The sequence below is a fragment of the Tumebacillus sp. BK434 genome (assembly GCF_004340785.1).
Lineage (GTDB): Bacteria > Bacillota > Bacilli > Tumebacillales > Tumebacillaceae > Tumebacillus_A.
On record NZ_SLXS01000001.1, the window covers coordinates 642889 to 665242 of the forward strand.

Genomic DNA, 22354 nt, shown 5'->3' on the forward strand with positions numbered 1-22354 from the left:
GTAATTTATATCGCGGGGAGTGGTCAAAATGATTTCGATGAACGAGCGCGGTGCTCAATGGTGGTTTGAAGAGCAGGCGGCGCAGCGGCCCGATGCTCTTGCGGTTGTGTTTGCAGATAAAGAAGTGACCTATGCGGAACTAAACGGCCTGGCGGACCGGCTGGCGCACAACTTGCGCCGGCTGGGTGTCGGGCCGGATGTGTTGGTCGGCATCTGCGCTGAGCGCTCGGTGGAGATGGTCGCCGGGCTGCTCGGCATCTTAAAAGCGGGCGGGGCGTACGTTCCGCTCGACCCGGCGTATCCGGCCGACCGCCTGCGCTACATGCTGGAGGACGCGGCGGTACCGGTGCTGTTGACACAGGCGCACTTGGCCGACCGTCTGCCAGATTGTGGAGCGGAGGTCGTCTGTCTGGAGCAAGCGATGCAAGGGGAGGAACAGCCGCTTCCCCAGACGGTGCGCGCTGATGATCTGGCCTACGTGATCTACACGTCAGGCTCGACAGGGCGGCCGAAAGGGGTCATGCTGACCCACCGCGGGATGTGCAACATGATCCGGGCGACGGTGCAACTGTTCGACGTGCGGGAGGATAGCCGTCTGCTGCAGTTTGCTTCGTTTAGCTTTGATGCGGCGACCAATGAGATTTTCACCGCGCTGTCGGCGGGCGGTACGCTGTATCTGGCGCGCCAAGAAGAACTGATGCCAGGCCCCGGACTGATCGGCCTGCTCAAGAATCTGGCGATCACTCATGTGACGCTGCCGCCTTCGGTGTTGGCGATGCTCCCGGATGAGTTTCCACACCTGCGCACCGTCGTCTCGGCAGGGGAGAACTGCCCGCTGGAAACGGCGTCGCGGTGGGCGCGGGGGCGGCGTTTCGTCAACGCGTACGGACCGACGGAAGCGACGGTGTGCGCTTCGGCAGCCGTGTACGTTGGCGAATGCCAGAATGTGACGATCGGGCAGGCGATCGAAGGAGTGGAGCTGTTCGTGCTCGACAGGCAGATGCGGCAGGTGCAGGCCGGCGCGGAAGGGGAGCTGCACATCGGCGGTCCGGGGCTGGCGCGAGGGTATCTGCACCGCCCGGAGCTGACGGCGGAGAAGTTCGTGCCGCATCCGTTTTCAGAAGACTCAGAACAACGCTTGTATAAAACGGGAGACTTGGTGCGCCTGCTCACAGACGGAACGCTGGAGTTTTTGGGGCGGATCGACCAGCAGGTGAAGATCAGAGGCTTTCGGATAGAGCTCGGCGAGATCGAGGCAACGCTGGTCGGGCATGAACGGCTTCGCGAAGCGGTGCTGCTGGCTCGGGAGGATGCGCCGGGGGAGCCCAAATTGGTGGCGTACGTGGTTCCGCATGCTGGGCAGGAAGCGCCGCGGGCGGTAGAGCTGCGCCGTTTTTTGCAGGACAAGCTGCCCGATTATATGGTGCCGGCGTTCTTTGTGGTGCTCGACCGCTTTCCACTGACGCCAAACGGCAAGGTGGACCGCCGCGCTTTGCCTGCGCCCGATGCCCGGCGCGGGGAGTTGGAGAGCGAGTTCGTGCGGCCGCGCACGCCGCTGGAGGTGTCGCTGCAGCAGATCTGGCAGGACGTGCTGGGGCTGGACGGACTTGGCGTGCACGACCCGTTTTTGGAACTGGGCGGCCATTCGTTGCAGGCGGTGCAGATTTTGGCGCGGGTGCGGGAGCAGTTGGATGTTGAGATCGGGCTGCATGAGCTGTTTGCCAAGCAGACGATCGCGCTTTTGGCGGAGGAGCTGGAAGCGAAGCGTCTGGCGGGAACAGGCGTGTCAAACAGCTTCATCCCGCGCGTGCCGCGCAAGGAGGAGATCCCGGTGTCATCTGCGCAAGAGCGGGTGTGGTTCGTGCACAAGATGAACCCGGACAACCGTGCGTATGCGGCGCAGGCGATGATGCGCTTGCAGGGGGATCTGCGCCGGGATGTGCTGGAGCGGGCGTTGACGGCGGTCGTGGAGCGGCATGAGATGTTTCGCACGACGTTTCAGGAAGCGGACGGCAGGCCGGCGCAGAAGATCCATCCGCCCTTTGCAGTAAAGGTACCGGTGGTCAGCTTACTCGCGGTGCCGGTAGCGGAGCGGGAAAGCTGCTTGACCGGTCTGATGCAGGACGAGATGGCGCGGCCGTTCGACATGCGGGAGCTGCCGTTGGTGCGCTGGACGCTGTATCAGGTCGGAGCGCAGGAGCACGTGCTGCTGCACATCGAACACCACATGGTGCATGACGGCTGGTCGTACAACGTGTTTTTGCGGGAGTTTACGGCGCTGTATAACGCATTTCGGAACGGACAGGCTTCACCGCTTGCCGAGATGCCGGTGCAGTTTGCCGATTTTGCTCATTGGCAGCGATCGTGGCTGCAAAGCGTGCAGGCACAAGAGCAGGTGCAGTATTGGCAGCAAAAGCTGGCCGGGTGCAATCCCGTGCTGGAGCTGCCAAGCGACCGCCCGCGACCTGCCCTGCCGAGCCATCGCGGCGGCGCGGTGCGGGTGGATCTGCCTGCAAAGCTGTGCGAGCGGCTGACGGCGATGGGGCGGCAGGAAGGCGTGACGCTGTATGTGACGCTGCTCACGGCGTTCAAGGTGCTCCTGTACCGCTATACGGGTCAGAACGATCTGCTCGTCGGGTCGGCGGTGGCGAATCGCCGTCTGCGCGATACGGAAGGCCTGATCGGGATGATTGTCAACAACGTGGTGCTGCGGACGCAGCTGGACGGGGATGTGCCGTTTCGGGAACTGCTCGGCCAGGTGCGGGCGATGGCGTATGAGGCGTTTGCCCACGAGGACTTGCCGTTCGACAAGCTGGTCGAAGCGGTGAACCCGGTGCGGGATACGAGCCGCAATCCGCTGATCCAAGTGATGTTTTCGTTCCACGACTCGCCGTTGCCAAAGCTGGACCTGCAGGATCTGACCGTTCAGGTGAAAGAAGCGCTGAATAACGGTTCGGCGAAGTTCGACCTGAACGTCGTGGGGCTTCCTTTGCAGGAGGCGCGCCTTGGTGAATCTGAGCACGGGGCGGGCGGTCTGACGCTGATCTGGGAGTACAGTTCCGATCTGTTCGAGGAAGCGACGATCCGGCGGATGATCGGGCATTATCTGAACCTGCTGGAGCATGCCGTCGCTGAGCCGGAGACGCAAGTGGCGTTGATGCGGTTGCTGGAAGAGCGGGAGGCGGAGCAGATCATGACCGCATGGAACCGAACGGAAGCGGGCGGCGTGCCGGATCTGCCGCTTCATGCGCTGTTTGAGGCGCAGGCGGCTCGGACGCCAGATCGGACAGCCGTCGTGTTTCAGGAACAGTGCCTGACCTATCGCGAGCTGAACAGGCAGGCGAACCGCTTGGCCCGCCATCTGCGCAAGCTCGGCATTGCGGCGGAGGAGAAGGTCGGACTGTGTGCCGAGCGGTCGCCGCAGATGCTCGTCGGGCTGCTCGGCATCTTAAAAGCGGGCGGCGCATATGTGCCGCTGGACCCGGAGTACCCGCAGGAGCGCTTGGCGTTTCTGATGCGGGACGCACGAATGGCCGTGGTGGTGACGGAGAGCAGTCAGACGGAGTGGCTGAAAGCAGTGGCTGTAGAGGCGCATCAGTCGGAACTCGATGGGCTCCAGGCAGAAAAGCCGGACGCAGAGGCAAGGATCGGCAACCTGCAGCTCGTATGTTTAGACGGCGGGATGGAGCTCTGGTCGCAAGGGCAGGGCGCCGATCTTGAACTTCCCATCACAGCCGACCGGCTCGCCTACATGATCTATACCTCCGGCTCGACAGGGAAGCCGAAAGGGGTGCAGGTGGAGCATCGAAATGTGGTGAACTTCCTGCACAGCATGCAACAACGACCGGGTGTCGAAATGGACGATGTGCTGCTGGCGGTGACGTCGCTGTCGTTTGACATCGCGGCGCTGGAGCTGTTCTTGCCGCTGGTGACGGGGGCAAAAACGGTCTTGGCCGACCGGGCGACCGCTGCGGACGGGAAGAAGCTCGCCGCCTTGCTTGCGCGCTCCGGCGCGACGATGATGCAAGCGACGCCTGTCACTTGGCGGCTGCTCGTCGAGGCTGGTTGGCGCAGCGCAGGGCGTGTGAAAATGCTCTGCGGCGGGGAAGCATTGCCTGCCGACTTGGCGCGGAGCTTGACGGCAGACGACTCGGAGCTGTGGAATCTGTACGGTCCAACGGAGACGACGATCTGGTCGACTTGCACCCGCATCGAGCCGGATTTTGTCGGTACCCCCTCGATCGGCAGTCCGATTGCGAACACGAACGTGTATGTGCTGGACGCGCGCTTGCAGCCGGTGCCGGTCGGCGTGCCCGGCGAACTGTGCATCGGCGGGGCCGGTGTGGCGCGCGGGTATTGGAACCGCGCCGAGTTGACGGCGGAGACGTTTATCTCCCACGAATTGGGCCGCTTGTACCGGACGGGTGACCGCGTGCGCCTGCTGACAGACGGGAGGTTGCAGTATCTGGAGCGGATGGATCATCAGATCAAACTGCGCGGGCTGCGCATTGAGCTGGGCGAGATCGAGGCGAGGCTGCACCTGCATCCCCGCGTGCAACACGCGGTGGTGGCCGTCCAAGGGGACTCGCATTCCGACAAGCGACTGGTCGGCTACGTGGTGCCACGCGGTCTGGAAGCGCCGACCGCGCAAGAGCTGCGCACTTATTTGAAGGCAAGCCTCCCGGAGTATATGGTTCCTTCTGCTGTGCTCATGCTCGACGCCCTTCCGCTCACGCCAAACGGGAAAGTGGACCGCCGCGCATTGCCGGCACCGGATGCACAGGCCGCAACAGGTGAATACCTCGCGCCGCGCAATGAACGGGAGCGGCAGGCGGCGGAGATTTTTGCCCAGCTGCTGAAACGGGAGCGGGTCGGCGTCACCGACAATTTCTTTGCGCTCGGCGGGCACTCGTTGCTGGCGCTACAGGCTGTGTCGAGGCTGAGCATCGCACTCGGCGTCGAAGTGCCGTTCCGTGCGGTGTTTGAGGAGCCGACGGTGGCCGGGCTGCTGGAAAGTCTGGACGGGCTTGCGCAGCAGCAACGTGCTGCGCACATGCCGATGCAACTGCCGCAGATTGACCCATTGCCGCGCGGCGATGACGAAGTGCTGCCCTTGTCGTTTGCCCAACAGCGACTGTGGGTGCTGGAGCAGATGTTAGGCGGAAGTGCGGCGTATCATTTCCCGTACGCGATGCGCTTACAGGGGGAACTGGAGGTCAGTACCCTTGCGCGCAGTGTGCAGGCATTGGTGCACAGGCATGAAGCGCTGCGCACGACGTTTCAAGAGCGCAACGGGCAACTGGTGCAGGTGATCGGAGCCGCAGAGCCGATGTTGCTTCCTGCTGTTACCGTTCACGAAGACGACCTGCCGGAGCTGATGCAGGCGGAGGCAGGGCGTCCGTTTGATCTCCGGCGCGGCCCGCTGTTCCGCGCGTCGCTCTGGAGAATCAGCGAGACGGAGCATGTCCTGCTGTTCAACATGCACCATATCATCACCGATGGCTGGTCGTACGGCGTGCTGGCCCATGAATTGTCGGCGCTGTATGCGAACGAGCCGCTTGCTCCCTTGCCGGTGCAATACGCCGACTTTGCGGCGGCGCAGCGCAACTGGATGCAGGGCGAGGTGCTGGAAACGCAGCTCGCTTACTGGAAACGGCAACTGGACGGCGAACTGCCCGTCCTCGAGCTCCCGACCGACCATCCGCGCCCGGCGGTGCAGACTTATAACGGCACGTTCTGCAAACGAGAGCTGCCAAGCCGGCTGACCGAACGGCTGCGCGCCTTCAGCCAACAGCGCGGCGTGACGCTGTACATGACCCTGCTCGCCGCGTTTCAAACGCTGTTGCACCGCTACACCGGCCAAGAGGATCTGCTGGTCGGCTCCCCGATCGCAGGACGCAATCGCCAGGAAGTGGAAGGGCTGATCGGCTTTTTCGTGAACACGCTGGTTCTGCGTACCGACTTGGCGGGCAACCCGTCCTTTGACGAACTGCTCCGCCGGGTGCGGGAAACGGTGCTCGGGGCGTTTGCGCATCAGGACGTGCCGTTTGAACGCCTGGTGGAAGAGCTGCAGCCGGAGCGGGTGCTGAGCCATTCGCCGCTCTTTCAGGTCTCGTTTCAACTGCTTTCCGCCTGGCAGGTCGAACTGCAGGGCTTGGACGTGCAGTCCCTCGAAGTGCAGACCTCCACGGCCAAATACGACCTGTCTGTCGCCGTGATCGAAGAGGGGGATCAACTGGCCTTGCGCTTTGACTACAACACCGATCTGTTCGAGCGGGCTATGAACACACGGATGATGGAGCATTTCCGCGTCCTGCTCGAAGGCATCGTCGCCGAGCCGGATCAGCGAATCGGAATGTTGCCGTTGTTAACGGCGGAGGAGCGGGAACTCGTGCTCGGCAAATGGAATGAGACGGCTGTGCAATATCCAAGGGAGTGTACGGTGCACGAACTGTTTGAGCGGCAGGCGGAGCGGACGCCCGATGCGGTGGCGGTGGTGTACGGGGAGCAGACTTTGACGTATGCGGAGCTGAATCGCCGGGCGAATCGAGTGGCGCACGAACTGCGTGCGCGCGGCGTGGCACCCGACCAGCCGGTGGCGATCTACATGGAGCGGTCAGCAGAGCTGATCATCGGCTTGCTTGCGATCATGAAAGCAGGGGGCGCGTATCTCCCGCTCGACCCGGAGTATCCGCAAGAGCGCATCGCCCTGATGCTGGAAGACGCCGCAGCAGCCCTGTTGCTGACACAATCTCATCTGGCGAACAGTCTTCCTGCGCATACCGTGCAGATTGTCTGCCTCGATGCGAGATGGGAGAAATCAATCGGTGACTGCGATACCAATCTGCAGTCTGGCACCACCGCCGAACATCTGGCGTACATCACCTACACCTCCGGCTCGACCGGGCGTCCGAAAGGCGTTTGCATCCCGCACCGTGCAGTGGTGCGGTTGGTGACGGGAACCGACTACGCGGAGTTTGCGCCGGAAGATGTTTTCTTGCAGTTCGCTTCGATCTCCTTCGACGCGGCGACGTATGAGATCTGGGGCAGTCTGCTGAACGGTGCGCGGCTTGTCGTGTATCCGGCAGGGAAGGCAACGCTGCAGGAACTTGGCCGTGTGATTCAAGCGCAGCGCGTGACGACGCTGTGGCTGACAGCCGGGCTGTTTCATCAGATGGTCGAGGAGCAACTGCCGCAATTGGCAGCGGTCAAACAGCTGCTCGCCGGAGGTGATGTCTTGTCCGTGCCCCACGTCAAACGCGTGTTGCAACATCTGCCGGGGCTCACACTGATCAATGGCTATGGCCCGACGGAAAGCACCACGTTTGCCTGCTGTTACAGCATGACGCATGCGGAGCAAGCGGGGACTGCGGTGCCGATTGGGCGTCCGATCGCCAATACGCAAGTCTATGTGCTGGACCGCCGCCTGCAGCCGGTGCCGGTCGGCGTGCCGGGCGAGCTGTATCTCGGCGGTGACGGCTTGGCGCGGGAGTACTTGAATCTGCCGGAAATCACGGCGGAGAAGTTCATCGAACATCCGTTCTCTTCTGTTGCGGACGCCAAGCTGTACCGTACCGGCGATCAGGTGAAATACCTGCCCGACGGCAACCTTGAATTCCTCGGCCGCCTTGACCAGCAGGTGAAGATCCGCGGCTTTCGCATCGAAACGGGGGAAGTCGAGGCTCAGCTTTTGGCTTCCTCCAGCGTACGGGAAACGGTTGTAACCGTGTATGAGCCGAATGTAGGGGATAAGCGCTTGGCCGCCTATGTGGTGCCCGCGCACGGAGTCGATTTTGACGAGTCGGCCCTGCGGCAGGAATTGAAAGGCAGACTGCCCGGCTATATGCTCCCATCCGTATTTGTGGCGTTGGAGCGGCTGCCGCTGACCCGCAACGGAAAAGTGGATCTGCAGGCATTGCCGGAGCCGCAGCAAGCGGTGTCAGAACTGATGGCGGAACCCCGCAATCAGGACGAAGCATGGGGAGCTGACCTGTTTGCCGAGCTGTTGGGCACGCGCGTCGGGATCACCGACAACTTTTTCGAGCGGGGCGGCCATTCGCTGGCGGCGACGAGGGCGATCTCCCGCCTGCGCGCGGTCTACGGTGTCGAGTTGTCGCTGCAGGCGTTTTTTGAAGACCCGACCGTGGCCGGCGTGATGCAGAAGGTGCAGGCGCTGCAAGGTGCCGCGGCACAGATGCGGATCGTCCCGGTGCCGAGAGAGCAGACGCTGCCGCTTTCCTTCGCCCAGCGCAGGCTGTGGTTCTTCGATCAGTTTGAGCCGGGCAACCCGGTGTACAACATCCCGGTCGCGCTGCGCCTGACTGGGGATCTGGATGTGCCTGCTTTGGCACGCAGCCTGCAGGAGATCGCTGCGCGCCACGAAGCTTTGCGCACGGTGTTTGCCGATCAGCTCGGAGAGCCGTCGCAGGTCATTCTATCGGCACCTGACTCTTTTTTGACGCTTGAGACACGTGACGTTGAGACGCTGATCGGGGAAGAGCAGCGCCATGCGTTTGATCTGCAAAACGGGCCTTTGTTCCGTGCCCGCTTGGTGCAGGCCGGGGAGCGGGAGCATGTGCTGATCCTGAACCTGCACCACATCGCAGCGGATGGCTGGTCGATCGGTGTGCTGGCCCGGGAGCTGTCGGCGCTTTATTCGTCGCGGTCGCTGGAGAGCCTGCCCGTCCAGTACGCCGACTTCGCGGTCTGGCAGCGCGAGTGGCTGCAAGGTGCCGTCTTGGAACGGCAGCTCGGCTATTGGAGAGAGCAGCTCGGCGGCAACTTGCCGCTCCTGCAACTGCCCGCCGACCGCCCTCGTCCGGCGGTGCGGACGTATCACGGAGCGGGGCATCGGATGACGCTCGCTGCCGGATTGAGCCAGGCGATCCACGCGCTTTGCAAACAGGAAGGCGTCACGCTGTTCATGACGCTGCTCACCGCCTTCAAGACTTTGCTGCACCGCTACAGCGGCCTGCAGGACATCCTCGTCGGCTCCCCAGTCGCAGGGCGCAACCGGGCGGAGATCGAAGGGCTGATCGGCTTTTTCGTCAAAACGCTCGTCCTGCGCTCCGATCTGTCCGGCGACCCTTCGTTCCGCGAGCTGCTGGGACGGGTGCGGAAGATGACCTTGGCGGCGTTCGACCATCAGGATGTGCCGTTTGAGCGGCTGGTCGATGAGCTGCAGCCGGAACGCCACGCGAGCATTTCGCCGTTGTTCCAAGTGATGTTCGTCCTGCAAAACGCGGTGAACGAGCGTTGGGAGCTGCCCGGCCTCGCAGTAGAGCAGCTGAAACTCGAGCAGCAGACCGCCAAGTTCGACCTGACGCTGAGCGTGGCGGAAGACGGAGCGGAGCTCGGCGTGCATGTCGAGTACAACACCGATCTGTACGACCGCGCGACGATCGAGCGGCTCTGCGGACACTACGAGACCCTGCTGCAGGGCATCGTCGCCGATCCGGGGCAAAAGATTTCCGCACTGCCCTTGTTGACCGCGTCGGAGCGGTATCAGGTACTTGTGGAATGGAATTCGACTGAAATTCCTATTGCGAACGTTTGTTTGCATGAGCTGATCGAAGAGCAGGTGCAGTGTACTCCTCATCTTGTGGCAGCGGTGTACGGGGAGCAGGAGCTGACGTACGCGGAACTGGATGAGCAGGCGAACCGCTTGGCGCACCATCTGATCGCGCATGGCGTCGGGCCGAATGTGCCGGTTGGCGTGTGCATGGAGCGGTCGCTGGAGCTCGTCGTGGCGCTGGTCGGGATCTTAAAAGCGGGCGGCGCGTACGTTCCGCTGGACACAGATGCTCCGACGGCCAGAATTCGTCAGGTGCTGGAAGATTCCCGCGCTGCCGTGTGCGTGACGCAGATGAGCTTGCTGGCTAAGCTGCCTGTGGAGACTATTCAGTACGTGTGCCTCGACCCGGGTTCCCAAGTTCTGCAGACCTATCCTGTTCATGCGCCGCACACGGCGGTCACACCCGACAATCTCATCTCCATCTACTACACCTCCGGCTCCACAGGCAAGCCCAAAGGCGTCTGCTCCACACATCGCGGCTGGGTCAACCGCATGCTCTGGATGCAGCGCCAGTATCAGCTGCAGCCAAAGGAGACCGTTTTGCAAAAAACGACTTTGACCTTCGACGATGCCGCCTGCGAGTTCTACTGGCCGCTGCTTGTCGGCGGGCGCATCGCGCTACTGGAGCCGGGTCTGCACAAAGACCCGCGGGCGATCTTGGACGCGGCAATCCGTGATCGGGCGGCATTCCTCACCTTCGTGCCGAGCATGCTCGCCCTGTTCGTCGAGGCGGTCACGCCGGAAGACCGCGCGAGACTGCAGCATCTGCGCCACGTCGGCTCCTCCGGCGAAGCGTTGCGCTCCGACCTCGTGCGCCGCTTCCGGGAACAAATCGGCTGTGCGCTCCACAACACGTGGGGTGCGACAGAAGTGTCGATCGACTCCACGATTCACACCTGTACCGCAGAAGATGAACATGCTGCCGAGATCGTCTCGGTGGGGCATCCGATTGACAATAACAGATGTTATGTTCTCGATGAGCAGCTGCAGCCCGTTCCGATCGGCGTGCCCGGCGACTTGTATCTCGGCGGGATCGGCTTGGCCGTCGGCTATCTGAACGACCCGGAGCGCACGGCAGCAGCGTTTTTGCCCAATCCGTTCGTCGAAGGGGAACGTCTGTACAAAACGGGCGACCGCGGCTTTTTCCGCGCGGACGGCAGCATCATGTTCCTCGGCCGCCGCGATGATCAGATCAAAGTCCGGGGGCAGCGCGTGGAGCTCGCCGAGATCGAAGCGGTGCTGGCGACTCACCCCGATCTGCAGCAAGCTGCGGTGGCGGCGTTCAAACGCCCGGACGGCTATCTGCTGGCCGCCTATTGCGTGCTGACCGACCCGTTGGCACAGGTAAACACTGAAAGCCTGCGCGCGTTCATGAGCGACCGCCTGCCTGATTACATGGTGCCGTGGCGGTTTGTCAGACTTGACACGCTGCCGACGACGGTCAGCGGCAAAGTCGACCGCAAACAGCTCCCCGACCCGGGCGATGAGCGTCCCGAGCTGGAAGAGGCGTTTGTCGCGCCGGGCACGCACGCCGAACGGACGGTGGCGACGATCTGGCAGGAGATTCTCGAAGTGAACCAAGTGGGCGTCCGCGACAATTTCTTTGCGCTCGGCGGGCACTCCCTGTCCGCGACGCGCATCATCTCCCGGGTCAACCGCGAGCTGGAGGTGCAGCTGCCGCTGCGCGACCTGTTTGAGTCGCCGACGGTGGCCGGACTGGCGGAAAAAGCGGACCGGAGCGCAGGAGCTGGGCAAGCGCCGATTCCCCGCTTTCCAAAGCGGACAGAGTTCCCGCTGTCGCACGCTCAGCAGCGATTCTGGTTCCAGTATCAATTCGATCCGGAAAGCATGGCGGCAGGTGCGATGAACCTGCACCTGCTGGACGGGCCACTGGACGCGGAGCAGCTGTTGCGCGCCTACCGCGCCCTCACCAAGCGCCACAGCATCATGCGCACGATGCTGGCAGAGCGGGCCGGGGAAGGGACGTTGCAAATCGTGCACGAGGAAGTTGCGGAGCCGATCCGTTTTGTTGACCTGACCGAACTGCCTGAAGCGGAACGGGGAAACCGTCTGCTGCGCATCCTGGCTGACGCGAAGAACGCGCCGTTTGATCTCACGCGCGACTTCTTTTTCCGCGCCTGCCTGCTCAAGCTTAGCGACCGTCAGCACGTCCTGCTGTGCAACATTCACCCGATCGCGTATGACGGCTGGTCGATCACCGTTTTCTTCCGCGATTTGGCAGCATTGTACCAAGGGGCGGAACTTCCGGCCGCGTTGCAGTATGGCGAATACGCCCTCTGGCAGCACGAGCAGTTGGCGGATGGGAAATTGAACGGGCAAAAGGCGTACTGGCTGCAGCAACTGGCGCTGGAGACGGGGCCTCCTGCGCTGACGCATGACTTTGCAATGCTGCCAGAACAGACGGAGCGGGTGACCGACCGGCGTCTGACGCTTGGGCCGGCTCTGGCCGCGAAACTGCGCGTATTGGCGGCAGAACAGGGCACGACGCTGTATTTGACGCTGTTGACCGGCTTGAAAATCTGGCTGGCGCTGACCTCCCGCCAAGAGCTGATCACCGTCTGCTCGCCGATCGCCGGCCGCAGCCATCCCGACTTGGAGAGCGTCTTGGGCCTGATGGTCAACCCGCTCGCCCTGCGCACCGATCTTGCTGACAACCCGACCGCGCTGCAGGTGCTGGAGCGGGTCAAAGAGACCGCGTTTGGCGCCTATGCCAACCAGGACTACCCGTTCGACCTCATCTTGCACGATCTGCGCGCCCGCCGGGGCGGAGAGCTGGGCGAGAGCTTGTACAACATCGTGTTCGTCGGCCAAAATGCGCACCTCGACGCGGTCGAACTGGCACCGGGCGTGACGCTTCGCTATTGCTCCTTTGAGGAGCTGATCGGCAGCATCGGCATCGACCCAAGCGCTGAACAGGCGCAAGCGGCGAAGGAGAGAGACGACTTCGCAGACGACCCGACGGTGGAGTTCGACCTGCATATCGAAGCGTACGATACCGAAGACAGCCTGACCCTCGTCGCTGCTTACAACGCCAAACGATTCACCTCAGAAACGGTCGACAGGCTGCTCAGCGAATACGAATCGGTGCTGCAGCAATTCGCCAATGACTGCACGCTGCGCCTGTCGCAGATGCAATTGCCGGAGCCGATCGACCTGTTTTAAACAACATTTGCATGGGCAGTGTCAGCATGGCTGACACTGCCCGTTTTATTTTTATAGAAGGAATCATTCGAATAATATCGAAAATAAAGAGTGAGGAAAAAGTTCCAAAGGAAAGAAGGAAAACTGATGAAGGTGCTGGACTTGAGCATCGGCCGGCCAGCTTATGAAGTGGAAGTGCAAGCCTCGTTGTTGTTTGAAGCGGCGCTGGGGCTGGCGGCGGTGACGTATGATGAGATTCGAGATACATTGGAGCGCAAGACCCCGGAATGGGAGGAGATCCTCCGGCGGATGAAGCCGGAAGCGCAACAAGAAGTGGAGTACTGTGCAAAGCACAATACGTGGCAGACATTGCTTCGGCTGTTGCATGGCGGGGAATTTACAGCGCTCGAGGCGTTTCTGCAGCATCTGCGTTCGATGACGGTCGAACAGTTGCGCTATCAGGTCTTGCCGGCGCTTTGTGAGCCGCGTGAAGAGGAGCTGCGCCGCCTTGCAGCGGCCGGAGACAAAGGAGCTGCCGACATTTTGATCGCGGCTGCGGCAGGGCATGGATTTCTTGCCGCGTATGTCCCTTTTATCCTGAATGTGGACGGGGAGGTGCTGAAGCGTCATCTGCTGCTGCTGACAGAAAGTTGGTATGAAGCGGCGATCTCGCCTCGCGAAACAGAATGGGCGGAGATCCTGATGCGGGAAGTGAAAGTGAAACGGGAGATGCAAGGGCGTTTGTCGCGAGAGGCGTTCGTTGAATGGACGATCGGAAAGGCGTATCAGCCCGATCCGGGGCTGCGGCGCGTACTGCTCGTGCCGAACATCGCCTACCGCCCGTGGACGATTCAAGCGGATTTGCCCGGTACCCGGGTCTTTTACTATCCGGTGAGCGAGGAAAGCCTGTTCGGAGATGATGACCCGTATCGTCCGCCTGCGTCGCTGGTGCTGCTGCACAAAGCGCTAGGCGATGAGAACCGCCTGAGGCTCTTGAAACTGCTCGATGAAGGGGAGCGCACTTTGCAGGAGCTGACCGTGACGCTGGATCTGGCCAAGTCGACCGTCCACCATCATCTCGCCCTGCTGCGTTCGGCCGGACTCGTGGTGTCGGACGGCAGTACATACGCGCTGCGGCCAGCGCTCCTGCAACAGATGGAGCGTCAGCTGGCCGCGTATTTCGAACGAGGGGGTCAGGGGGGCTGATGGGAAAGCAAACAAACCTTGGCGCCGGGGAGCAACTGTCTGCGGCTGCAACTACAGGTGAATCATCCGCCGCTGGAAATTCTTCGTCAAAGCCTGCTTCAGTTTGGGGCAACCGCGATTTTTTCTGGCTGTTCGTCGGGCGGACGATCGCACAGGCCGGAACGGCGGTAACTTCGATCGCCATCCCCTGGCTGATCTTGGAGCTGACCGGCTCGGCCACGCAGACCGGGTTGGCTTTTGCGGTCGGGTTCATCCCGTATTTGCTGCTGTCGCTGCCCGCAGGCGTCTGGGCGGACACTTGGAATCGGAAAACGCTGATGGTCGCAGCCGACAGCGGGCGCTTGCTCCTGCTGCTGTTGATTCCGCTCGTGTTGTGGCTTTTCGGCGACATCCCGATCCTCTTGCTGTTTGCAGTGCAGGCGGGCATCAGCCTGTTGTCAGCCTTGTTCGATGCAGCATACAGCGCCTGCCTGCCGAATGTAGTGCAGGCAGAGCACTTGCAGCAGGCGAATGCGGCGCTGCAGATGGGAGCTTCCTTCAGCCGCATCGGCGGCCGGGTGGGCGGGGGCCTGCTGATCGTAGTGTTCGACGCGGCGAATACGCTGCTGGTCGATGTGAGTACGTACGCGATCTCGATCCTGACGATCTATTTCATCCGGGCGTCTTTTTCAAAAGAAAGGCAGGGCAAAGCTCCGGCGAGCCTATTTGACGGGATGCGGGAAGGGCTGCGATATGTCTGGGAGCGGAAGACCCTGCGCATGCTGGCCCTGTTTTCCATGCTTGTGAATCTGGTCGGTCCGGGGATGGATCTCGCGCTGATCTACCGGGCCAATCAGGAGTTGCACCTGTCGGCCCACTGGGCAGGCTACATCATGGCCGGATTGAGCGGCGGCATGCTCGCCGGATCGTTCTTCCTCGCACGGATCAAAAATCGGTTCAGCACGCGAAGCCTGCTCACAGTCTCCACGCTCTTGCAGGTCATTCCGCCTTTTCTGTTTGCCATCACGCACGCACCGGTGGTGTTGGTGCTGGGTCAGGTGATGATCGGATGCCTGATCATCGTCTGGAGTGTCACGACAACTACGCTCCGCCAGTCCACCGTCCCGGATGAGCTGCAGGGGAGATGCGCCAGCGTCTTTCGGATCATCGCCTGGGTGACCATTCCCCTTGGCAGCACCGTCGCAGGTGTTGTCAATGAAGCGTGGGGATCGGCCGTATTTTTCCTGATCGCCGGTAGCGTGCTTTGCCTCGTATGTTTCAGCTTTTTGCAGACGAGAAGCAAACTTGTCCTGAACTAAAAACACGCCAACATGCACAGCACGTGCAAGATTGGCGTGTTTTTCTGTCTGTTTATGCTCTGTTTTATTCTTTGTAGCTGGCGATCAGCAGCAGCCCGTCGGTGTCGCCGATGTTGATCACGTTGTGCGGGATGCTGGCGTTCCAGGAGAAGGCGTCGCCTTCCTCGAGAATGACCGAATCGGAGCCGTGCTCGGCCCGGTAGCGCCCTTTGAGCACAAGGTGGCATTCGTAGCCTTCGTGAAAATGCGTCTCGCCGGTCACATCGCCCGGTTTCGACCCGACCAGCATCACGCGCAGCGGGCCGTTGGTGGTCAGGTATTCGATGTTGAAGATGCCAAACGTTTTCACCTTGCGCTCGTCCTTGCGCACGACCGTCATCCGTTCCTTTTCGGTCATAAAAAAGTAGGTGATCGGGACGTTCAAATAGTTGGCGATCAGCTCCAAAGAGGCGATTGAAGGGGAGGTTTTGTTATTTTCAACATTCGAGATAAACCCGCGCGACAACCCGGTCCCTTCGCAGAGCTGGGGGATGGTGATGCCTTTGCGCTTGCGGATCGCCCGAATTGTGCAGCCAATGTCCATCGCAGGTCACATTCCTTTATCTGAGTGTACTTTCACTATAGCAGACGGGGAGCAAGTTTCGCTAGTTCGTAGTTCATAATGGTGAACTTAGTTTCACTTGGGTGAAAATGTGTTTGACAGCCTGCGGGGGAGGGTGATATGCTTTTTGTGCGAAATACAAAACTTAGTTCACTTACATGAAACTATTTGGAGGATGATTTTGAAGATGAATAAAAACACCTTAGCGTTAACGCTGCTGCGGGTTGTGTTTGGATTGACGTTCCTGTTCCACGGCTGGCAAAAGATGCAGATGGGGCTCGGAAACGTCGGCGGTTACTTCGCCAGCCTCGGTCTGCCGTCCTGGCTGGCTTACGTGGTCGGCAACCTGGAGCTCTTCGGCGGGCTTTTGCTGATTATCGGTCTCCTGACCCGCTACATCTCGCTGTCGTTCGTGATCGTGATGATCGGTGCCATCTTCTCGGCGAAGCTCGGCAACGGCTTCCTCGGCGCAGACGGCCAGCCGGGCTATGAGATCGACATCGTGCTACTGACGATCGGCGCATTCTTCGCGATCTCCGGCAGCACCGGCTACTCGGCCGATGCGCTGTTTAAAAATCAAGGCAAAGAGTCGATCAAAGCATAGGGAGTAAGAAAAGGCAGGGCCTCGCGGCTCTGCCTTTTTTCTGTATACACTTGTGGTGTTGCTGATCGACTGATGATCAGCTTTTCTTTTCAGTTAACATAATATATATTATCGGACGTAATATGAAATCCACAAATCATAGCAACATACAGTAAAAAGCCCCTGCTTACCTGCAGGGGCTTTTTTATTATGCCAGCGAGATGATGATATTCCCCTTCTTGTGCCCGGTCTCGACATAGCGGTGCGCGTCGGGGATCTGATCCAGCGGGTAGCGGCGGTCGATGACCGGTTGCAGCTTTCCTTGTGCCAGCAGATCGGTCAGGAACAGCAGATCTTCCATCAGCACTTTGGCAATTCCTTGCCCGTCGACCGTCACGTAGGTGCCGTTCGGTGTCAACGACTGCGTGCAGTGCGATTTCTTGGTTTTCCCGACGGCATCAAAGACGAGATCGTACTGCATGCCGCTTTTGGTAAAATCGTCCGTTCGGTAATCGATGACCCGATCGGCTCCGAGCGATTGCACCAATTCGTGATTGGCAGCGCTGCAGACAGCTGTCACGTGCGCTCCGAAATGCTTGGCAAGCTGGACCACAGAAGTCCCGACAGCTCCGGAAGCGCCGTAAACGAGAATGTTATGACCGATCTGGAGCTTTCCCTTCCTGAGAAAATGCATGGCGGTCGTTCCGCCAAATAGAATGGCCACAGCGTCCTCATCGGCCACGCTTGCCGGTGTGCTCGCCACCAGACCGGCTTCCGGCAGGCAGATGTACTCGGCATGTGCGCCAAAGCGCATCCCTGTAAAGGCGAACACGCGGTCTCCTTTCTTGTATCGGGTTACATGCTTGCCGGTTTCCTCGACTTCCCCTGCCAGTTCGACCCCGAGTATCGCCTTTCTTGGTTTGCGGAGACCTAAAAAGAGCCGCATCGGGAGCCAGAGCAAGAGCGGACTCTTGAAGCCCCGCACTCGGCAATCTCCTGACGTGACGGTTGTCGCATGAATGCGGATTAGGATCTCATTGTCCTTGGGCACAGGTTTTGCCACCTCTTGGAGCTTCAACACGTCCGGCGATCCGTATTGCGTACAGACCATTGCTTGCATCAGGATCTCTCCCCTTCTTTCATTTATCTTCGTCAAGTTCATCTTCATAAGAGAACACTTCTTCCAGCGGCAAGCCGAACACGCGGGCAATGCGGAACGCCAGCTCCAGCGAGGGCGAGTATTTTTCTTTTTCGATCGCGACGATCGTTTGGCGCGTCACCCCGACACGGTCGGCCAATTGCTGCTGTGTCATTTCCTGGTGATGAAAACGCAAGCTGCGAATCTGGTTGCGGATTAAACTCTTGCCCATTTCAGACTCCTCTCCGATAGTAGTAAAGCTGGACGACCGTTCCGACCATCGCTGCCGCAAAGCCGGAGACAAGTAAGATCATGAACATCGCCGCGACAGGCAGCTCCAGTACCAAGGCGATCATCGCCGCCAAGAAACCGAAGACAAACACATAGTTGGAAATACGGGTTGATTTCAGCTCGATGATCCGGTCGAGCTCATCGATGATCAGCGGGGCCTTTTCACCCGATACGACCGCGTGCAGAATCGAGAACAGAATCGAAATGATGAGGTTGAAGATAATCGACACGATGATCAGCTTTAAGACGAAAGCGCCCCAGAATTTCAACGAGCTTTCTTGAAACAGACTCCCGCCTTCGTAGGTCTGTATCGCATACCACACGTACAGGACAAAAATCAGGACGGTGCTGAGCAGGGTCACGATCCCCTTTTTTTCTTGATAGGACATTCGCAGTTCTCCCCCTTCTTGCGTAAAATGAATTGTACATGATGACATGTATAACGTACTTGATGTAAAAAATATATTACATATACCCAAATTTAGCAAGCATGCAGTTCACCAAACGTTTTTTCTGCGAGTGGACGAGACTGCGCTTTTCCTTTGATCTGGCTCATGAACAGCAGGGTCAAGAGCGCCAGGAACAGCACCAGTGCCTCGGAGCCGAACGCAGGGGTTCCTTCGCAGACACAAAGAAAACAAAACGAACATTCATGGTTTGACAAAATCTACACATCCTAGAAAAAACACCAACGCGAGGTGCCTGAATGAGTCAACCGAAAGAGCGCATCTCTACCCTGCAAATGGCAATGATCTTGATCTCGTTTGTCGGGATCAGCGATCATGTGGTGATCATCCCTGTTCTGTTGCGAACGGGCGGTCGGGATGCCTGGATCTCCGTCTTAGCGGCAGCGCTCCTGATGGCGCTGTGGATTCTGCTGTTGCACCTGATCATGAAAAAGAGCGGGCAGCAACACGTGGTAGATTGGGTGCAAGAGAAAGCGGGACGGCTGCTTTCCGTTCCGCTGACGGCGATCTTGGTGCTGCAGATGGCGATCATCGCCTACATCACGATTCAGGACACTACGACCTGGCTGTATCTGATGTATCTCTATCTGACACCAAGACCGATCTTGTTCATTCTGTTTACCCTGCTTTGCGTGTTTCAGGCATCGTTTGGCATCCGCGCGATCGCGATCGCCAACGGAATCCTGCTGCCCTTTGTCATCGTGCTCGGCTTCTTTGTGATGAGCGCCAACATCCCCAACAAGGACTACGCGCTGTTGCTGCCGATCTTGGAGAACGGTCCGGCTCCGGTGCTGAAAGGAATCGTTCCGGCAGCTTCCGGAATGTTCGAGCTCATCCTCTTCATGCTGCTCCAGCATCGGATCAAAAAGCAGGTCAAGAAACGCGCGCTGTATTTGGTAGGCTTCTTTACCGTCATGCTGACCCTCGGTCCGTTGACCGGGGCGATCGCCGAATTTGGTCCCTATGAAGGCGGCAATCTGCGCTATACGGCGTCAGAGGAATGGAGGATCGTCTCCCTGTCCCGCGTCTTTGAACATGTGGATTTTCTGGCGGTCTACCAATGGATGGTCGGCAGCTTTATCCGCAGTTCGGTCGCCATCTTCTTGATTCCAGAGCTGCTCCGGCTGCCGAAGCCGAAGCAGCGCAAGCGCGCCATCTGGATCATCGGCGCCTTGCTGATCGCCGTCTTATTTATCCCCGTTGAAGATGATCCGCTGCAAAGGGTGATCGAGCACTACCTGATCCCCTATAATTTCTGGTTGGCGCTCGGTGTGACGGCTGTGCTGCTGCCCTTGTGCTTTGTCAAACGATCCAAGAAAGGAGGCGAGACATATCAACGATCCTAATCTTCAATCGGGCGACCATCGGTCGCCGGTGCATACCAAGCTGTCTGACAACGAGGCATGGGTCAAGCAGGCATTTGGGAAAACAGAAGAAGTAATGATTCAATCGATGCAGCTCCCGGAACAAAATCAGATCCGCCGCGTGCTGATCGTTTACAGTGCCGAGCTGTGTGACCTGCAGCGATTGAATCAGCAGGTGCTTCCCAGTGCGCAGACGATGTTTCAGACCGGCGCTTTGTCCAAGGGCGACCCACAGGAGATCGTGTCCGCATGGACTTTTTCCCCTCTTCGGTACGAGCGGGAGTTGGAAAACATGATCGTTCCAATTTTTGAAGGCATGGCCGTCCTGTTTTTCGACGGCATCCCGTACGCCTTTCTCGCTGGAATCTCCAAACCTCCACAGCGGGAACCTGCTGAACCGAACACGGAGATCTCGGTCAAAGGACCGCGCGACGGATTTACAGAAGAGCTGTTCATCAATCTGGGATTGATCCGCAAGCGGTTGAAAACCAACTCGCTGGAAGTTGAGATGTTTCGGGTGGGCAAGCGCAGCCAAACCCGTATCTCGCTCCTGTATCTGCGGGATGTTGCAAAAGAGTCGGTCATCTCCGATGTGCGGGAGCGGATCAACAAAATCGACTCGGACGGAGTGTACAGCACTTCGCAACTCGAAGAGCAGATCGTCGACTCCAAATTGTCGATCTTCCCGCAGATGGACTATACCGGGCGGCCCGATTATGCGACAGATTCGCTGCTCAAGGGCCGGTTCGTGCTGGTGATCGACGGCGTTCCGGTCGTGCTGATCGCTCCATGCAACCTGTTTTTGATGCTCAAAGCTTCTGAAGACCTGTATACCAACTACTTCTACGGCGCGTTTGAGCGGGCGCTGCGCATCTTGGGCTTGCTGATCGCCGTGCTGCTTCCGGGTTTTTATGTCGCGATCACCAGCTTTCATCAGGACCAGATTCCGCTCACCCTGCTCGCCACCTTGCTGATCGCGCGCAAAGGGATCCCGTTCACGGTGCCGCTGGAATCGTTTCTGATGCTCTTGCTCTTTGAGCTGTTCCGGGAAGCGGGCATGCGGCTGCCGGGCAAAGTCGGACAAACGCTGGCGGTGGTCGGCGGCCTGATCATCGGAGATGCGGCGATTCGCGCCGGAATTGCCAGCCCTTCGCTGCTGGTCGTCGCCGGGACGACCGCTGTGACCACGTTTACCCTGATCAACCAGTCGCTGGCTGGTGCCGTCTCGATTTTGCGCTTTTTGATCATGGTGTTGTGCTCGTTTTTGGGACTGTTTGGTTTCTTCATCGGGGTGTTTGCGGTCATCGCTTACATGTCCAGCCTTCGCTCATTCGGTGCCCCCTATCTGGCGCCGGCCGCTCCTTTGTACTGGAAGGACCTCCACGGAATCCTCCTGCGCATGCCGGGAACCAAGATGCAGCGTCGTCCCGGTTTTTTGAAACTGAAGGACAAGACGAGAAAAGGCGGGACGTACGATGAAGAATAAGCGGCGGGTCTTGGTTCTTTTGCTGCTGGTCATGTCCCTTTCCCTGTCCGGGTGTTGGAGCTACAAAACGCTGGAACACTTGAGTTACATTCACTCGATCGGCATTGATTATCGGGACGGGAAGTTTTTTATCTACGCCCAATTTCCCAATTTCACACTGCTTAGCAAGGTGGAAGGTGCGGGGCAGTCTGAGAACGCCACTCCGATCTTTGTGGGCAAAGGCGTTGGCGAGACGTTTAACATGGCGTTGTATGATCTGTATCATACGATGCAGCGCCGCCTGTTTTGGAGCCATCTGACCACGATTGTGATGACCGAGGCGACGATGAAGATGGAAGTGGATCAGATCCTCGATCTTTTCCAGCGTTTTGGGGAGTATCGGCCGACATTCTGGGTCTATATCACCGATGAGAATCTGGAAGATATTTTTCTGTCCACCCATGTGTTTGACTCGTCCCCTGTCTTTTCCAAACTGGGTGATCCGATCGACATGAACAGACAGGACTCTTACCCGGTACTGCCACAGCGCATGTTCCGCTATATGGCGATGCAGAGGGAGCCCGCTCACACGATGATCGTGCCAAGCTTAGGCAGCACGAAGACACGGTGGTTTGATGAGAATAGAAAGTACCGAGTGATGCACTTTGACGGCTATACGATATTCAAGAACAAGAAATGGAAAGGGCGCTTGTCTTACGATGAGGCGCAAGGGCTTCTGTGGCTCAATCCGGATCTGGTACGCTCCCCGCTGACGATCAAATTAAACAAAAAAAGCGTGTTCACCATAGTGATCCTCAAGCCGGACGTGAAGATCATTCCGATCCTCAAGCCTGACCGGGTCCAATTTGCGCTCAAGATTCGCCTAAAAGGGCATGTCACCCAACTGAGCGGCGTCCGCGATGAGAAACGCTTGGTCGAGGCGGCCATCAATCAGATCAAAAAGCAGATTCGGTTGACCTATAACAAGGGGCTGGAGATCGACGCCGATGTGCTCAACCTCTCCGATTCGGTCTATCGCAAGCACCCGCAGGCGTGGAAGAAGTTTGCGAAAAACAACGAACTGCCACTGCAGGAAGATACGCTGGCTGACGTCAAGGTGCATTTGGAAGTGATGCACTATGGCAAGAAGCTGCATTTTGATCAGAAATAAAAAAACCGGAGGTTCTCCTCCGGTTTTTGTGCTG

At 59.2% G+C, this 22354-nt stretch carries 11 protein-coding genes; 7 read left to right on the forward strand and 4 right to left on the reverse strand.

From position 1 onward, the window contains the following. Positions 1 to 28 precede the first annotated feature (28 nt). The 3 genes from EV586_RS02035 to EV586_RS02045 all read left to right on the forward strand — a co-directional run bounded on the left by EV586_RS02035 (position 29) and on the right by EV586_RS02045 (position 15240). Positions 29 to 12757, forward strand: a complete 12729-nt coding sequence (locus EV586_RS02035) for a non-ribosomal peptide synthetase (protein WP_132943400.1) — start codon at positions 29 to 31, stop codon at positions 12755 to 12757. A 126-nt stretch (positions 12758 to 12883) separates the two neighbouring features. Beyond that, positions 12884 to 13942, forward strand: coding sequence for an ArsR/SmtB family transcription factor (locus EV586_RS02040; RefSeq protein ID WP_132943401.1), 1059 nt, complete (start codon positions 12884 to 12886; stop codon positions 13940 to 13942). After that, positions 13942 to 15240 (forward strand): MFS transporter, encoded by a 1299-nt coding sequence (locus EV586_RS02045; protein ID WP_132943402.1) that lies wholly within the window; start codon positions 13942 to 13944, stop codon positions 15238 to 15240. The genes EV586_RS02040 and EV586_RS02045 overlap by 1 nt, the downstream gene beginning before the upstream one ends. 64 nt (positions 15241 to 15304) lie before the next feature. On the opposite strand, the gene EV586_RS02050 is transcribed toward EV586_RS02045, so the two are convergent. Then, positions 15305 to 15823 carry a helix-turn-helix domain-containing protein gene (locus tag EV586_RS02050; RefSeq protein WP_132943403.1) on the reverse strand — a complete coding sequence of 173 codons (519 nt, stop codon included), beginning with the start codon at positions 15821 to 15823 and terminating at the stop codon, positions 15305 to 15307. Between the two features lie 205 nt (positions 15824 to 16028). On the opposite strand from EV586_RS02050, the gene EV586_RS02055 reads away from it, so the two are divergent. After that, positions 16029 to 16445, forward strand: a complete 417-nt coding sequence (locus EV586_RS02055; RefSeq protein ID WP_132943404.1) for a DoxX family protein — start codon at positions 16029 to 16031, stop codon at positions 16443 to 16445. A gap of 187 nt (positions 16446 to 16632) precedes the next feature. Here the strand turns inward: EV586_RS02055 and EV586_RS02060 are convergent, their stop codons facing one another. The 3 genes from EV586_RS02060 to EV586_RS02070 are packed head-to-tail and all read right to left on the reverse strand — an operon-like array spanning position 16633 to position 18242. Next, positions 16633 to 17544 carry an NAD(P)-dependent alcohol dehydrogenase gene (locus EV586_RS02060; protein WP_132943405.1) on the reverse strand — a complete coding sequence of 304 codons (912 nt, stop codon included), beginning with the start codon at positions 17542 to 17544 and terminating at the stop codon, positions 16633 to 16635. 19 nt (positions 17545 to 17563) lie between these two features. Further along, a complete protein-coding gene (locus EV586_RS02065) occupies positions 17564 to 17794 on the reverse strand; it encodes a helix-turn-helix transcriptional regulator (protein ID WP_132943406.1) in 231 nt (76 codons plus the stop codon). A gap of 1 nt (position 17795) precedes the next feature. Continuing rightward, positions 17796 to 18242: a hypothetical protein gene (locus EV586_RS02070; protein ID WP_132943407.1), complete on the reverse strand. Its 447-nt coding sequence runs from the start codon at positions 18240 to 18242 to the stop codon at positions 17796 to 17798. Positions 18243 to 18559: 317 nt separating this feature from the next. Here EV586_RS02070 and EV586_RS02075 point away from each other — a divergent pair, with 317 nt between their 5' ends. From EV586_RS02075 to EV586_RS02085, 3 genes are read left to right on the forward strand one after another with little or no spacing between them, the layout of a single operon-like run. Further along, positions 18560 to 19666 carry a GerAB/ArcD/ProY family transporter gene (locus EV586_RS02075; protein ID WP_132943408.1) on the forward strand — a complete coding sequence of 369 codons (1107 nt, stop codon included), beginning with the start codon at positions 18560 to 18562 and terminating at the stop codon, positions 19664 to 19666. A 28-nt stretch (positions 19667 to 19694) separates the two neighbouring features. Continuing rightward, positions 19695 to 21170 (forward strand): spore germination protein, encoded by a 1476-nt coding sequence (locus EV586_RS02080; RefSeq protein WP_279388252.1) that lies wholly within the window; start codon positions 19695 to 19697, stop codon positions 21168 to 21170. After that, positions 21160 to 22320, forward strand: coding sequence for a Ger(x)C family spore germination protein (locus EV586_RS02085; protein WP_132943410.1), 1161 nt, complete (start codon positions 21160 to 21162; stop codon positions 22318 to 22320). Before EV586_RS02080 ends, EV586_RS02085 begins: the two co-directional genes overlap by 11 nt. Positions 22321 to 22354 lie beyond the last annotated feature (34 nt).